Here is a 13,201-nt window from a genome sequence, read left to right on the forward strand (position 1 = left end):
CTGGCTCCCACATTGGATCTGTTGCGTTCATAAATCCCCTGTAGGAGCTGGCTTGCCAGCGATAGCGTCCCTACAGCCAGCGCATAAAAAAGGGCGAACCCACCAAGGTTCGCCCTTTTTGCATTACCCGATCCAGATCACAGCTTGGCCTGCAGCAACGCCTCCAGCTTTTCCTGGTCCCGGGCGAACTGACGGATACCTTCAGCCAGTTTCTCGGTGGCCATGGCGTCTTCGTTGGATAGCCAGCGGAATTGCGCCTCATTGAGGTTCAGGCGAGCTTCACCGGCGCTGCCAGGTGCCAGTTTGCGTTCCAGCTTGCCGGTGTCCGCCGCGAGCTTGTCGATCAGGTCCGGGCTGATGGTCAAGCGGTCGCAACCGGCCAGTTGCTCGATCTGGCCGAGGTTGCGGAAGCTGGCGCCCATGACCACGGTCTTGTAGTCATTGGCCTTGTAGTAGTTGTAGATGCGCGTGACCGACTGCACGCCCGGATCATCGGCGCCGACGTAGTCGTTACCGTTGGCTTTCTTGTACCAGTCGTAGATGCGGCCCACGAATGGCGAAATCAGGAACACCCCGGCATCGGCGCAGGCAGCCGCCTGGGCGAACGAGAACAGCAGGGTCAGGTTGGTCTGGATGCCTTCCTTTTCCAGGATCTCGGCAGCGCGGATGCCTTCCCAGGTGGAGGCGATCTTGATCAGTACCCGGTCGCGGCCGATGCCAGCCTTTTCGTAGAGCTCGATCAGACGGTGCGCGCGCTTGAGTACGGCGTCAGTGTCGAACGACAGGCGCGCATCCACTTCGGTGGAAATACGGCCGGGAATCACCTTGAGGATTTCCTGCCCGACCGCGACGCCAAAACGGTCGCTGGCCAGGCCCACATCGCCCTTGCAGTCGGCGACGCAAGCGTTGAGCAGTTCGGCATAAGCAGGAATGGCCGCCGCCTTGAGCAGCAGGGAAGGGTTGGTGGTGGCGTCCACGGGCTTGACGCGAGCGATTGCTTCGAAGTCGCCGGTGTCGGCAACCACGGTGGTCATCTGTTTGAGTTGTTCCAGCTTGGAAGTCATGGGCGTGCTCTGTCCTATGGGTCTGATGACATTACCCGAGCGCTGACAGCCACTCAAGGGCATGTACGTGTATCGATGGCCCCAGTGGCAACAACCGCAAAACGGCTGTTTGAATGGCGGGGCGCGGTATCGGTAGATAGGATGCCGAAACGCCGCGCAGGTTCCGGGGAACTGACCGGGTGCGCAAATTCCGGTAGACCTGTAGGAGCGAGCTTGCTCGCGAAGAACTTGAGGGCGACGCGTTTATTCAGACAGCACGCGTCATCGTTAACGTCCATCGCGAGCAAGCTCGCTCCTACAAGGGACATGCGGGGGTTAGACGCGGAACTGGTCCATCAGGCTCTGTTGTTGATTGGCCAGGCGATTGAGCGACTGGCTCACCCGCGCCGATTCGTTGGCTTGCCCCGACAGCGATTCGGTGACGTCGCGGATGGTCGCCACGTTGTGGTTGATCTCCTCGGCCACGGCGCTTTGCTCTTCGGCGGCGCTGGCGATCTGCAGGTTCATGTCGCTGATCACGGTGACCGCGTCGCCGATCTGCTGCAGCGCCGTCACGGCCTGGCCAACCTGTTCGACGCTGTCCTGGGCCTGGCGGTGGCTGTTGCCCATGGAGCCGACCACGTCCTGGGTGCCGCTTTGCAGTTGTTCGATCACCACGCGGGTTTCTTCGACCGACTCCTGGGTACGGCGCGCCAGGTTGCGCACTTCATCGGCGACCACGGCAAAACCGCGCCCGGCTTCACCGGCCCGGGCAGCTTCGATGGCGGCGTTGAGGGCCAGCAGGTTGGTCTGTTCGGCAATGGCGCGGATCACTTCCAGTACCGAACCGATTTTCTCGCTGTTGGCCGCCAGGCCTTCGACCTGGATCATCGCCGCGCTCATGTCGGCGGCGAGGTTGTCGATGCTCGCGGTGGTGCGATCGATCACGGTCAGGCCCTGGCGGGTGGCCTGGTCGGCATCGCGTGCCGCCTGTGCCGCTTGGGCGGCGCTGCGGGCGACGTCCTGGGCGGTGGCGCTCATTTCGTGGGAGGCGGTCGCGACCTGGTCCACCTGGCGGTATTGCTGCTCCATGCCGGCGCTGGTCTGGGTGGCGATGGCGGACGACTGGTCCGCGGTGCCGCGGGCGTCCTGCACCGAGCGTTTGACCTCGGCGATGATCGGTTGCAGCTTGTCGAGGAAACGGTTGAACCAGCCCGCCAATTGGCCCAGTTCATCCTGTTTGTCATAGGCCAGGCGGCGTGTCAGGTCGCCTTCGCCGCTGGCGATGTCCTGGAGCATGTGCGCCACGCCGAGGATCGGCCGGGTCACGCTGCGCGCCATCAGCCACACCAGCAGCAAGCCAATGAGCGCCGCGAGGATTCCCAGGCCGAGTTCGGTCAGGGTGCCGGCGGTGTTGCTGTCATCCAGTTGCTTTTTCAGGGCCTCGGCCGGGCCGACCAGGACTTTTTCCGGTACGTCGAGCAACACGCCCCAGGCTTTGCCATCGGGTATCGGCTGGAACGGCGCCAACACTTTCAACTGCTGATCGCTGTGCAGGCTGGAAGTCTTGCTGCTGGCGGCGAGCATGCGCATCAGCTCGGCGCCGGTGCGGGTGTCCACGGCTTCCAGGCGCTGGCTGAGTTTGCTGGCGTCTGCACTGTAGCCGGCGAGCAGGCCGGCCGGGCTGACGATGCTGACGCTGGTCTGGCCGTCATAGAGCTTCTTGCTCGCGCTCTGGCTGATCGACTGCAGGCTGTTGAGGTTGATATCCACCGACAGCGAAGCGATGACCTTGCCGTTGACCATCAACGGGAACACGATGCTGGTCATCAGCACGTTCTGGCCGTCGATTGAATAGAAGTACGGTTCGATCACGCAGGGCGCAAGGCGCGCGCGCGGGCAGGTGAACCAGGCATTGGCCGGTTCGCCGCTGGGGCCGGTGCGGGTGTCGGCCATGTCGCTTTCGGGCAACGCCATGGAGGTCACCTTGCCCGGCGTCGGCTGCGACCAATAGAGGGCGAAGCGGCCCTTGTCGTTGCTCCCAAGCTCCGTCTGGCCGCTGAACAGTTCGTCCTTGCCGTCAAGGGCGTTGGGTTCGAATACCAGGGACAGGCCGAGCAGGTCGGGATTGGCTTGCAGGGCCGACTTGACCTGGCGGGTCAGATCCTCACGCAGGTCGAAGGCATCGAGGAAGCGTTTTTCCGCCTGGTCGCGCAGAAACAGCACCTGGCGCGAGAAACCATGGCCATATTGATAGGCATCCATGAACTGCTGGCGGATCATCAGCGCCTGGTTTTCACCCTGCGACTCGATCCGGGCCTGGGCCGCTTCGGTCAACATCTCCATGCTCGAGGCTTTCACCAGCGCGGAGCTGTGCTCCATGCGATACAGCGAAAGACCCACCAGCAGGGTCACGATGCCCGCCAGGCACAACCCGGCCAACAGGGTGATTTTCCATTGAATGGAAAGTTGTCTGAGCGACATGGAGGCGTCCTTATTCGATAAATATCTGCGGCTTTGCTCTGTAGCGGCCGCGATCGGGCTTTCTTTATGGCCGGCTCTCGAATATCTGTCTGCGCAGGCTTTGCAGGCGCTGGCTTGCCAGCGAAAAGACGGCCGAAAGGTCGATGCAATGCTGAAGGCCGCTTTCGCTGGCAAGCCAGCTCCTGCAATGACCGTTGGCTTTGACAGCAGGGCCGCTCTGGGGCAAAGTGCGCGCCCTCTAATAAGACCCATTCCTTTATCCGCTGGCGGCTCTCGCAGACTGCCGGCCGGACTCTTTTTGCTTGCCCAGAGGTAACGACAATGAATGCAGTAATTGCCGCGGTCGGCATCATGCTGATACTCAGCCTGTCCCGCGTGCATGTGGTGATCGCGCTGATCGTAGGGGCGCTGGTGGGTGGCCTGACCGGTGGCCTTGGCATCGACGCGACCCTCAAGGCGTTCAACAGCGGCCTGGGCGGTGGGGCGACGGTGGCGTTGTCCTATGCGTTGCTCGGCGCGTTTGCGGTGGCGATTGCCAAGTCCGGCCTGGCCCATGCCCTGGCCGACAAGGCCCTGGCGATGGTCGATCGCCAGCATGCCAATGGCGGTGGCCAGGTCAAATGGTTGCTGATCGGCCTGCTGTGGGTCGTGGCCATCGCGTCGCAGAACATCCTGCCGATTCATATCGCCTTCATTCCGTTGCTGGTGCCGCCGCTTCTGTATGTGCTGACCAAGCTGCAACTCGATCGCCGCTTGATCGCCTGCGTCATGACCTTCGGCCTGATCACCCCGTACATGTTCCTGCCGGTGGGTTTCGGCAACATCTTCCTGAATGAAATCCTGCTGGCCAACGTCGCCCGCAGCGGCGTCGATATCGGCGGCATCAACGTGACTCACGCCATGGGTATTCCGGCAATGGGCATGGTGGTGGGCCTGCTGATCGCGTTTGTCAGTTACCGCAAGAAGCGTGTCTACGACCTGGAAAAGATCGAACAGGTCGAGCAGGTCGCGGTGCAGTACAACCCGCTGAGCCTGATGGTTGCCGGCGTTGCCATCGCCGCGGCGTTCATCATTCAGCTGCTGCTGGATTCGATGATCATCGGTGCGTTGGTGGGTTTCCTGATTTTTTCAGTGTCGGGCATCGTCAAGTGGCGAGACACCGATGACCTGTTCACCGAAGGCATGAAGATGATGGCGATGATCGGCTTCATCATGATCGCCTCGTCCGGCTTTGGCGAAGTGATCAAGGCCACCGGGCAAGTGCAGACGCTGGTCGAAGCCTCGGCCTCGTGGATCGGCCACAGCAAGGGCGTCGGCGCCTTGTTGATGCTGCTGGTCGGGCTGTTGGTGACCATGGGCATTGGTTCGTCGTTTTCCACCGTGCCGATCCTGGCGGTGATTTTCGTGCCCTTGTGCGTGCAGCTGGGTTTCAGCCCGATCGCCATCGTCAGTATCGTCGGCACCGCGGGTGCATTGGGCGACGCCGGTTCGCCGGCTTCGGATTCGACCCTGGGGCCGACCTCAGGCTTGAACATCGACGGCCAGCATCACCACATCTGGGACACCGTGGTCCCGACCTTCCTGCATTACAACCTGCCGTTGCTGGTGTTTGGCTGGATAGCGGCGATGGTGCTCTGATTTCAGGTACAGCAGCGATGGCCGCGTAACGGCCGCCATCGCATCGCCAGCAAGCCGGCTCCTACAGGTCCCAATAGGGCACTTCGCCAAAACATTCGACATAAAAGTCGATCACGGTCCTGACCTTCACCGACAGGCGTCGGCTGCCGGGCCAGAGCACGGCGATCTGTTGCGGCTCGAGGCTGTTGGACACCTGATAGTCCCCCAGCACTGGCACCAACGTGCCGTTGCGCACGGCCTCGCCGATCAACCACGACGCAAACATCACCAGCCCCAGGCCCTGCTCGGCGGCCTGGGTCAGGGTGTCGGCGTGGTTGCCGGTGATCGGCCCTTTTACCGAATAGGGTGTCCAGGGCAGTGGGCCTTTGCGGAAAAACCAGCGCTGCAGGCCCGACACACCTTTATAGGCCAGGCATTGATGGTCGGCGAGATCGTCGGGATGACGCGGCGTGCCGTGGCGTTGCAGGTACGCGGGGCTTGCCGCGACCTGAAAGCGATGGGGTGCGAGGATCCGCCTCTGCATGCTGGAGTCATGCATTGGGCCGATGCGAAATAGCAGGTCGGCGCCTTCCTGCAAGGGGGCGACGTAGCTGTCGGTCTGCTGGATGTCCAGTTGCAGTTTTGGATAGCGCGCGCACAACTGCCCCAGCCACGGCGTCAAATGCCGCTGGCCGAACACCACCGGCGCGTTGATCCGCACCAGTCCGCTGGGCTCGCTTTGCTGTTCCTGCAACGCCTGTTCGGCTTCTTCCAATTGCACCAGCACCAGTCGCGCATGTTCACCCAGCAGGCGCCCGGCCTCGGTGGGCGTGACGGCGCGTGTGTGGCGGTAAAGCAGTTGCTGGCCCAGGGCCTGTTCCATCAACTGGATCTGGCGGGAAATCGAAGAGGGCGCCAGGCCCTCGCGGCGGGCGACTTCGGAAAAGCTGCCGTGATCGAGCACCGCGACAAACAGCCGAAGTGTCTTGAATCCCAGTTCGTTGAGGCCGTGCATGGTCGGTCCTGGTGTGCGAGTTACGCAAAAGTGTTATCCGGATGCTCCCATTTATCGCACAGCAGTGCCAATCGATAATGCGCGGCATGTTTCTTCAAACGGAGTTTTATCGATGCAGTCTTCCTCTCTCGACAACGCCGGTGCTTTAACCGCACCGCACACCCGGCCCGGGTTGCGGCTATTGCTGCTGCCCCTGGTGATCCTGGCGGGCATGGGGCTGTCCGTGGAGGCCGGTTTGCTCGGGCCGCTGGGCGTTCAGGTCGGTCACCTGTGGGCGACCTTGAGCATCTTCGGCGTCGGCTCGGCGATTCTGTTTTTCCTGCTGCTGCTCAGCGGCCCGCAACAGGGCCCGGCGTTGAGCGAGTTACCCCGCTGGCAATTGATCGGCGGTTTTCTCGGGCCGATCTATGTCGTGGTGCTGACACTGGCAACACCGCACATCGGCATCGCGATGACCATGATCGCCATCCTGTCCGGGCAGGTCGGCAAAAGTGTGCTGATCGACCATTTCGGCTGGTTCGGCGCCACCCGCAAGAAGGTCAATGCTGAACGCTGGCTGGCCTTGCTGCTGATTGTCGCGGCACTTGTTCTGATTGCACGGGGTTAATGATGAGTCTGATTATTTTGTTGGCAGTGGTCGTGGCGGCCGGGGCGATCCTGAGTGTGCAGGCAGCGATCAACGGGCGCCTGGGTGAAACGGTCGGAGTGTTGCGCAGCAGTTTGCTGACCTTCGTGGTGGGCGCGGTGCTGACCGGGTTGTTGATCGTGTTTTTTGAACCGGCCCACGCGTTAAGCCTGCTGGACGTGCCGAAGTGGCAGCTCAGCGGAGCACTGTTTGGCGTGGTCTACATGATGGTGATGGTCGGTGCCGTGCCGCGGGTGGGCACGGCGGTGGCGACGGTGGCGGTGATCGTCGGGCAACTGGGGATGGGCATGCTGATCGACAATTTTGGCTGGCTGGGCAATCCGCCGATCGAGTTGTCGGGGAGTCGGGTGTTGGCGATGGTGCTGTTGGGCTTGGCCCTGGTGTTCATGTATCGCAGCAGTAGCCGGGTCACGGGTTGAACGGTCAGATGTAGGCTTGATCAACTCCTACACTGGTTACAGCGGGTGGCTCATCCGGCCCGCCGACGACCACTGCCAAAGGAGTCAGCTCCATGACCGATGAAAAAAGCATCTGTGACTGTCCGAAATGCAACTGCAAGCTCGGTGAACATCCGATCGTGCGTCACGGCAAGCATTACTGCTGTGAAGCCTGCGCCAAGCACCACGAGCACGGCGAAGAATGCGCCCATCAAGGCTGCAAGTGTGCGCACTGACACTTGCAGCACGGGAACGTGGGGCCTAGTCGGGCTCCACTTCCAGTTTCAGGCTGTCGTCGTCGAATCGCTCGCTATGGCGTACGGTGCCCGCCAGGCGTCGTCCATCGACCCTCACCACCACCGTCTTGGCCTGCTCCAGGTCTTCCGGCAATGGCGCCGGCACGCGCACGGCGAAGCGCGTCGGATCGCCTTCGACCTGTTCCAGGCCGACCCGGCATTCGGTGCTCTTGGTGATGCGCCCGAACAACGTATCCAGACCGTAGTCCAGATGTGCAGGGCTGCTGACGAGTGTCATTTGCTGATCCCCCAATCCTGATCGCAGCCAGGCTAACCGGCCGGCCGCCACTTGACGTTTTCCACGCCGAATTTTTCCGCCATCGGTTTGCTGGTCTTCTGCACTTTTTCGCGGCCGAAGCGGGGGATACGTCCGACCCCCGCGTCGCAGCTTGCCCAATGCCATGCCTCCGCGTTGTCCATTTTGTCCAGACGGATAATGAACGACTTGGGGACGCCATGAAGAGTGTATTCAATGACGAACAGTTTTGCGTTGTTCATAGAGCCTTTGTTCCTCCCTGTGTACATAGAGGGATCGTTGGGCGTTGGGAAAATTCAGTCGGATTGGCGGACGGTGAACATCAGGACCCTTGCGCGCAGGCTCACTGCCACAGGGGCAGTGGCCGCTCTGCTAGAATCGGCCCCATTGACCCCATGAGGTGCCCCCGATGAGCGAGCCGATCCGCCTGACCCAATACAGCCACGGCGCTGGTTGTGGCTGCAAGATTTCTCCCCAGGTGCTTGAGGTGATTCTGGCCGGCAGTGGTGCGCAGAATCTTGATCCGAAACTCTGGGTCGGCAATGCCTCGCGCGACGATGCGGCGGTGTATGCCATCGATGCAGAGCGTGGCGTGGTGTCGACCACCGACTTCTTCATGCCGATCGTCGACGATCCTTTCGATTTTGGCCGTATTGCCGCCACCAATGCCATCAGCGACATCTACGCCATGGGCGGCGATCCCTTGATGGCGATCGCGATCCTCGGCTGGCCAGTCAACGTGCTGGCACCGGAGATTGCCCGGGAAGTGATTCGCGGCGGGCGCGCGGTGTGCGATGAAGCCGGGATTCCCTTGGCCGGTGGGCACTCGATCGACGCGCCGGAGCCGATCTTCGGCCTGGCCGTCACCGGGCTGGTGGAAAAACGCCACATGAAGCGCAACGACACGGCCACGGCCGGTTGCTTGTTGTACCTGACCAAACCCCTGGGCATCGGTGTGCTCACCACGGCCGAGAAGAAGGGCAAATTGCGCAATGCCGATATTGGCCTGGCCCGGGACTGGATGTGCACCCTGAACAAACCCGGCAGCCGTTTCGGCAAGCTGGCGGGCGTGACGGCGATGACCGATGTCACCGGTTTCGGCCTGCTCGGGCACCTGGTGGAAATGGCCGATGGCAGCGGCCTCACCGCGCGCATCGAGTATGACCGGGTACCGCGCTTGCCGGGCGTCGAGTACTACCTCGACCAGGGCTGCGTGCCGGGCGGCACACTGCGCAATTACGACAGCTACGCCGGCAAGATCGGGCGTCTGCAGGAGCTGCACAAGCGTGTGCTGTGCGACCCGCAAACCAGCGGTGGCCTGCTGATCGCCGTGACGCCGGAGGGCAACACCGAGTTTCTTGCGGTCGCTGCCGAACTGGGGCTGGACCTGGCGCCGATCGGCGAACTGGTGGAGCGACAGAGCCACGCGGTCGAGGTGTCCTGATGCCTGTCGACTGCACCGATTACCGCGACATTTTTCTCAACGATCGGCCGATGATGGATGCCCGTGCGCCGGTCGAGTTTCTCAAGGGCGCGTTCCCCGGCGTGGTCAATCTGCCGTTGATGAACGATCTGGACCGGCAACGGATCGGCACCTGTTACAAGCAACACGGCCAGCAGGCGGCAATCGAGCTGGGCCATCAATTGGTGTCCGGCGCCATCAAGGCCGAGCGCATCCAGGCCTGGGCGGATTTTGCCCGGGCCCATCCTGATGGCCTTTTGTATTGCTTTCGTGGCGGCCTGCGCTCGCAGATCGTCCAGCAATGGCTCAAGGCCGAGGCAGGCATCGACTATCCGCGGGTAGGCGGCGGCTACAAGGCCCTGCGAACCTTCCTGCTGGAAACGATGGACCAGGCCGTCGCCCAGTGCGATTTCGTGTTGTTGGGCGGCATGACCGGCACCGGTAAAACCGACGTGCTCACGCAACTGGACAACGGGCTGGACCTCGAGGGGCATGCCAACCATCGCGGTTCCAGTTTCGGCAAACGCGTCACCGGCCAGCCGTCCAACATCGACTTTGAAAACCGCCTGGCCGTGGACGTGTTGAAAAAACGCGCCGGCGGTATCGAGCAGTTCGTGCTCGAAGACGAGAGCCGCGCAGTCGGCAGTTGCGCGCTGCCATTGCCGTTGTACCAGGGCATGCAGCAATTTGCGATGGTCTGGCTCGAAGACAGCCTGCACGGGCGAGTCGAGCGGATCCTGCGCGATTACGTGGTGGATTTGTGTGCCGATTTCATCGCTGTGCATGGCGAGGAAGGTTTTGCGCTGTTTTCCGAGCGTTTGCTGGCGAGCCTGAACAATGTGCGCAAGCGCCTGGGCGGTGAGCGGCACCAGCGGATGCTGATCCTGATGGAAGAAGCGCTGGGCGAGCAGGGGCGTAGCGGGGCGGTGGATTTGCACCGGGCGTGGATCGAAGGGTTGCTGGTTGAGTACTACGACCCGATGTATGCGTTTCAGCGGGAAAAGAAGGGGGCGCGGATCGAGTTTGCCGGGGAGCGCGATGCGGTGTTGGAGTACCTGCGCGAGCGGGCCCTGTAGGAGCGAGCTTGCTCGCGAAAAACTGGAGAGCACCGCGGGGTGTCAGGCTCCCCGCGTCATCGTTGACGTCCATCGCGAGCAAGCTCGCTCCTACAGTAGATTGGGTATGCCCGCGAGGGATGGGTCGGCCTTCGCCGGCAAGTCTGGTTTCAGCACCCGGAAATCAGGTCGGGCAAGTCTGTTGCCCGTTGTCCAGCCCCTGCTTGTAGCTATGGCTCTGCAAGCTGGCCTTGCCGTTGTGCCAGGTCAGGGTCAGCACGTACAGCGAATCGTAGTCATTGGATTCCCAATCCTCGGTGATCTTCTGTTTCGTGCCGACGGCTTCACCGGCAACCTTGTTGATCAGCTCCGGCAGGTAGCCATGGGACCAGGCGGTGTAGATGACCGAGTTGTGGTACTTGTCGTGCAGCAGTTCCTCGGCCAGGTCGCTGGTGTCGTTGGCCGAGAAGTTGATGTTCACCGGCAAGCCGAGCTTGATCGCGCTGGGGCTGATGGTCATCAAGGGGCGGATGTAGCTGTAGGAGTTGTCCAGTTCGCCTTCCTCGACATTGCGCGTCGGATTGGCGGCAAACACATAGTTGGCCTTGCCGAATTTATCCGGCAGCAGGGTGGCCAGGTCAATGGCGCGGTTCAAGCCCTGGCAATTGAGCTGGCCCAGGCCGCCCTCGGGCTTTTCCGCATGGCGCAGGAACACCAAGGTCTGGGTGCCATCCACCGACTGGGCGCGGCTTTCGCGGGCCTCCAGCGCTAAAAACAACGCGCTGGTCGCCAACAAGGCGGGCAGGAACAGATACGCACGATGTTTGAAGTGTTGGGCGAATTTCAAGGGATTGATCATGGAGTGAACGGTTCTTCAGCGCATTGGGTTAAGGCTGACAAACCTTTGCACCGCGACTTTCCTGCGTCGGGTGTTTTCCATGTCGTGGAGCCGTTCCGTATCAAAGGGACACATCTCAGAGTCCTCTGAGGCCCGTTTGGTTCGATTCCGGCCGAGAGCGCAGCACTTTACCGGTAACCTTGCACGGGTTGGAGCAAAGGTTATCGACAGGATGTTGCGGATTTATGGACACCCTACACTAGCCAGTTCTTAAACGTGCTGTGATCTCGCTTGATCTCGACCATCAGCGATATTCATGGTGCCAGCCCCCGCAGCCCGGGTTATCTCCTTTATGATCGGCATTCTCAATTCTCCCGTGGATGCTCCCATGACCGATTTGTCTGCGTTCCCCATCACCCGAAAATGGCCGGCCCAGTACCCGGAGTGGATTCAGCTGTACTCCTTGCCGACCCCCAACGGTGTCAAGGTTTCGATCATGCTTGAGGAGATCGGCCTGCCTTATGAGCCCCATCGCGTCGGCTTCGACAGCAATGACCAGATGTCCCCCGAGTTCCTGTCGCTGAACCCCAACAACAAGATCCCGGCCATTCTCGATCCCCACGGCCCGGACGACCAGCCGTTGCCGCTGTTCGAGTCCGGGGCGATCCTGGTCTACCTCGCCGACAAGAGCGGGCAGTTGTTGGCCCAGGAATCGGCAGCGCGTTACGAGACCATTCAGTGGCTGATGTTTCAGATGGGTGGCATTGGTCCGATGTTCGGCCAGTTGGGTTTCTTCAATAAATTCGCCGGCAAGGACTATGAAGACAAGCGTCCCCGTGACCGCTATGTCGAAGAAAGCCGACGCCTGCTCGGTGTCCTCGACAAGCGCCTCGAAGGCCGCGACTGGATCATGGGCGAGCGCTATACCATCGCCGATATCGCGACCTTCCCCTGGGTGCGCAACCTGATCGGCTTCTATGAAGCGGGCGATCTGGTGGGTATCCAGAACTTCCCCAATGTCACGCGGGTGTTGGAGAAATTCCTCGCGCGGCCGGCGGTGAAGCGCGGACTGGAAATTCCCAAGCCAAACGATTCCATCTGATCAGGACCAGGGACGGCCATGCATTCATTCAATTTCAAGCAAGTCGATGTCTTCAGTCGGGTGCCACTCAAAGGCAATCCGCTGGCGGTGGTGTTTGGCGCCGACAATCTGAGCGATGAACGCATGGCGGCGTTCTCGACCTGGACCAATCTCAGCGAAACCACGTTCATTCTTGAGCCGCAGGATCCCCGTGCCGACTATCGGGTGCGAATCTTCACGACACTCAAGGAGTTGCCGTTCGCCGGGCATCCGACGTTGGGCACTTGCCATGCGTGGCTCGAAGCCGGTGGGGTGCCCAAGGGGGATGAGATCATTCAGGAGTGCGGTGTCGGCCTGGTGCGGGTCCGCCGGCACGGCGCGGAGCTGGCGTTTCTCGCTCCGCCACTGCTCAAGACCGGACCGGTGGACGACAGTCTGATGGCGCGTGTGCGCTTGGGCCTTGGGCTGGATGCGCAGGCAATCGTCCGCGCGCAGTGGGTTGATAACGGCGCGGGCTGGTTGGCGGTGATGGTTGGGGATCGACAGCAAGTGCTGGACTTGCAACCGGATCATTCGCACATGCTTGGCCTCGCCGTCGGTGTCATCGCGCCCTGGCATCCGGAACGCGATGGCGATGACGCGCAGTTTGAAGTCCGGGCATTCATCAGCGGTGACGGTATGCCCGAAGATCCGGCCACGGGCAGCCTCAACGCCGGGATTGCCCAATGGCTGCTCAGCGAAGGGCTGGCGCCGGCCAGCTACGTGGTCAGCCAAGGGTTGACCATGGGGCGCGCCGGGCGAATCCAGGTGGAACAGGTGGGGGACGACATCTGGATCGGCGGGGCGGTGGTGACCTGTATCGACGGCACGTTGACCCTTTGATTCCCCCGACCTTGCAGGCGCGATTGTTGCCCGAGCGGTAAGGGTAAATTCTCCTGCGCGATTTGTGCCCTGCGCCCTGCAGGGCATAA

General features: G+C 61.7%; 14 protein-coding genes and 1 pseudogene. 8 read left to right on the forward strand and 7 right to left on the reverse strand.

From position 1 onward, the window contains the following. Positions 1-137: 137 nt before the first annotated feature. The 3 genes and pseudogenes from tal to ACYP2Q_RS06535 all read right to left on the reverse strand — a co-directional run. Positions 138-1,064 carry a transaldolase gene (gene tal, locus ACYP2Q_RS06525; RefSeq protein ID WP_046819542.1) on the reverse strand — a complete coding sequence of 309 codons (927 nt, stop codon included), beginning with the start codon at positions 1,062-1,064 and terminating at the stop codon, positions 138-140. A 315-nt stretch (positions 1,065-1,379) separates the two neighbouring features. After that, positions 1,380-2,135 carry a methyl-accepting chemotaxis protein gene (locus ACYP2Q_RS06530; RefSeq protein ID WP_459730086.1) on the reverse strand — a complete coding sequence of 252 codons (756 nt, stop codon included), beginning with the start codon at positions 2,133-2,135 and terminating at the stop codon, positions 1,380-1,382. Positions 2,136-2,237: 102 nt separating this feature from the next. Next, a pseudogene (locus ACYP2Q_RS06535) lies at positions 2,238-3,908 on the reverse strand (methyl-accepting chemotaxis protein); the annotation flags it as partial. On the opposite strand from ACYP2Q_RS06535, the gene ACYP2Q_RS06540 reads away from it, so the two are divergent. Beyond that, positions 3,849-5,165, forward strand: a complete 1,317-nt coding sequence (locus ACYP2Q_RS06540) for a Na+/H+ antiporter family protein (protein ID WP_459729750.1) — start codon at positions 3,849-3,851, stop codon at positions 5,163-5,165. The pseudogene ACYP2Q_RS06535 and the gene ACYP2Q_RS06540 overlap by 60 nt on opposite strands. Positions 5,166-5,226: 61 nt before the next feature. Here the strand turns inward: ACYP2Q_RS06540 and ACYP2Q_RS06545 are convergent, their stop codons facing one another. After that, positions 5,227-6,159 (reverse strand): LysR family transcriptional regulator, encoded by a 933-nt coding sequence (locus ACYP2Q_RS06545; protein ID WP_459729751.1) that lies wholly within the window; start codon positions 6,157-6,159, stop codon positions 5,227-5,229. A gap of 112 nt (positions 6,160-6,271) precedes the next feature. Between ACYP2Q_RS06545 and ACYP2Q_RS06550 the strand changes: the two genes are divergently transcribed. The 3 genes from ACYP2Q_RS06550 (at position 6,272) to ACYP2Q_RS06560 (ending at position 7,478) form a co-directional block, all read left to right on the forward strand. Next, entirely contained in the window at positions 6,272-6,766 is a 495-nt protein-coding gene (locus tag ACYP2Q_RS06550; RefSeq protein ID WP_459729752.1) for a DMT family transporter, read from the forward strand. Then, positions 6,766-7,224: a DMT family transporter gene (locus ACYP2Q_RS06555; RefSeq protein ID WP_459729753.1), complete on the forward strand. Its 459-nt coding sequence runs from the start codon at positions 6,766-6,768 to the stop codon at positions 7,222-7,224. The genes ACYP2Q_RS06550 and ACYP2Q_RS06555 overlap by 1 nt, the downstream gene beginning before the upstream one ends. Before the next feature lie 92 nt (positions 7,225-7,316). Further along, entirely contained in the window at positions 7,317-7,478 is a 162-nt protein-coding gene (locus ACYP2Q_RS06560) for a metallothionein (protein WP_459729754.1), read from the forward strand. Between the two features lie 25 nt (positions 7,479-7,503). Here ACYP2Q_RS06560 and ACYP2Q_RS06565 read toward each other — a convergent pair whose 3' ends face one another. Together ACYP2Q_RS06565 and ACYP2Q_RS06570 are read right to left on the reverse strand one after the other, a co-directional pair. Further along, positions 7,504-7,776 (reverse strand): hypothetical protein, encoded by a 273-nt coding sequence (locus tag ACYP2Q_RS06565; protein WP_459729755.1) that lies wholly within the window; start codon positions 7,774-7,776, stop codon positions 7,504-7,506. A 32-nt stretch (positions 7,777-7,808) separates the two neighbouring features. Continuing rightward, a complete protein-coding gene (locus tag ACYP2Q_RS06570) occupies positions 7,809-8,036 on the reverse strand; it encodes a DUF6555 family protein (RefSeq protein ID WP_020799440.1) in 228 nt (75 codons plus the stop codon). 167 nt (positions 8,037-8,203) lie between these two features. On the opposite strand from ACYP2Q_RS06570, the gene selD reads away from it, so the two are divergent. Beyond that, the gene (gene selD, locus ACYP2Q_RS06575; RefSeq protein WP_459729756.1) at positions 8,204-9,238 is read left to right on the forward strand and encodes a selenide, water dikinase SelD; all 1,035 of its coding nucleotides are present in this window, start codon (positions 8,204-8,206) and stop codon (positions 9,236-9,238) included. Then, entirely contained in the window at positions 9,238-10,332 is a 1,095-nt protein-coding gene (gene mnmH, locus ACYP2Q_RS06580; protein WP_459729757.1) for a tRNA 2-selenouridine(34) synthase MnmH, read from the forward strand. The genes selD and mnmH overlap by 1 nt, the downstream gene beginning before the upstream one ends. A 163-nt stretch (positions 10,333-10,495) precedes the next feature. On the opposite strand, the gene ACYP2Q_RS06585 is transcribed toward mnmH, so the two are convergent. Beyond that, the gene (locus ACYP2Q_RS06585) at positions 10,496-11,170 is read right to left on the reverse strand and encodes a histidine phosphatase family protein (RefSeq protein ID WP_459729758.1); all 675 of its coding nucleotides are present in this window, start codon (positions 11,168-11,170) and stop codon (positions 10,496-10,498) included. A gap of 367 nt (positions 11,171-11,537) precedes the next feature. On the opposite strand from ACYP2Q_RS06585, the gene ACYP2Q_RS06590 reads away from it, so the two are divergent. Together ACYP2Q_RS06590 and ACYP2Q_RS06595 are read left to right on the forward strand one after the other, a co-directional pair. Next, positions 11,538-12,251, forward strand: coding sequence for a glutathione binding-like protein (locus ACYP2Q_RS06590; protein WP_459729759.1), 714 nt, complete (start codon positions 11,538-11,540; stop codon positions 12,249-12,251). Between the two features lie 18 nt (positions 12,252-12,269). Then, positions 12,270-13,112, forward strand: a complete 843-nt coding sequence (locus ACYP2Q_RS06595) for a PhzF family phenazine biosynthesis protein (RefSeq protein WP_459729760.1) — start codon at positions 12,270-12,272, stop codon at positions 13,110-13,112. The last annotated feature ends 89 nt before the right edge of the window (positions 13,113-13,201 follow it).

The organism is Pseudomonas sp. MHK4 (assembly GCF_054600775.1).

Bases quoted from the DNA above. Each gene is read 5' to 3' on its own strand.
- tal (WP_046819542.1), bottom strand. From the start codon at position 1,064: ATGACTTCCAAGCTGGAACAACTCAAACAGATGACCACCGTGGTTGCC.
- ACYP2Q_RS06530 (WP_459730086.1), bottom strand. From the start codon at position 2,135: ATGGAGCAGCAATACCGCCAGGTGGACCAGGTCGCGACCGCCTCCCAC.
- ACYP2Q_RS06540 (WP_459729750.1), top strand. From the start codon at position 3,849: ATGAATGCAGTAATTGCCGCGGTCGGCATCATGCTGATACTCAGCCTG.
- ACYP2Q_RS06545 (WP_459729751.1), bottom strand. From the start codon at position 6,159: ATGCACGGCCTCAACGAACTGGGATTCAAGACACTTCGGCTGTTTGTC.
- ACYP2Q_RS06550 (WP_459729752.1), top strand. From the start codon at position 6,272: ATGCAGTCTTCCTCTCTCGACAACGCCGGTGCTTTAACCGCACCGCAC.
- ACYP2Q_RS06555 (WP_459729753.1), top strand. From the start codon at position 6,766: ATGATGAGTCTGATTATTTTGTTGGCAGTGGTCGTGGCGGCCGGGGCG.
- ACYP2Q_RS06560 (WP_459729754.1), top strand. From the start codon at position 7,317: ATGACCGATGAAAAAAGCATCTGTGACTGTCCGAAATGCAACTGCAAG.
- ACYP2Q_RS06565 (WP_459729755.1), bottom strand. From the start codon at position 7,776: ATGACACTCGTCAGCAGCCCTGCACATCTGGACTACGGTCTGGATACG.
- ACYP2Q_RS06570 (WP_020799440.1), bottom strand. From the start codon at position 8,036: ATGAACAACGCAAAACTGTTCGTCATTGAATACACTCTTCATGGCGTC.
- selD (WP_459729756.1), top strand. From the start codon at position 8,204: ATGAGCGAGCCGATCCGCCTGACCCAATACAGCCACGGCGCTGGTTGT.
- mnmH (WP_459729757.1), top strand. From the start codon at position 9,238: ATGCCTGTCGACTGCACCGATTACCGCGACATTTTTCTCAACGATCGG.
- ACYP2Q_RS06585 (WP_459729758.1), bottom strand. From the start codon at position 11,170: ATGATCAATCCCTTGAAATTCGCCCAACACTTCAAACATCGTGCGTAT.
- ACYP2Q_RS06590 (WP_459729759.1), top strand. From the start codon at position 11,538: ATGACCGATTTGTCTGCGTTCCCCATCACCCGAAAATGGCCGGCCCAG.
- ACYP2Q_RS06595 (WP_459729760.1), top strand. From the start codon at position 12,270: ATGCATTCATTCAATTTCAAGCAAGTCGATGTCTTCAGTCGGGTGCCA.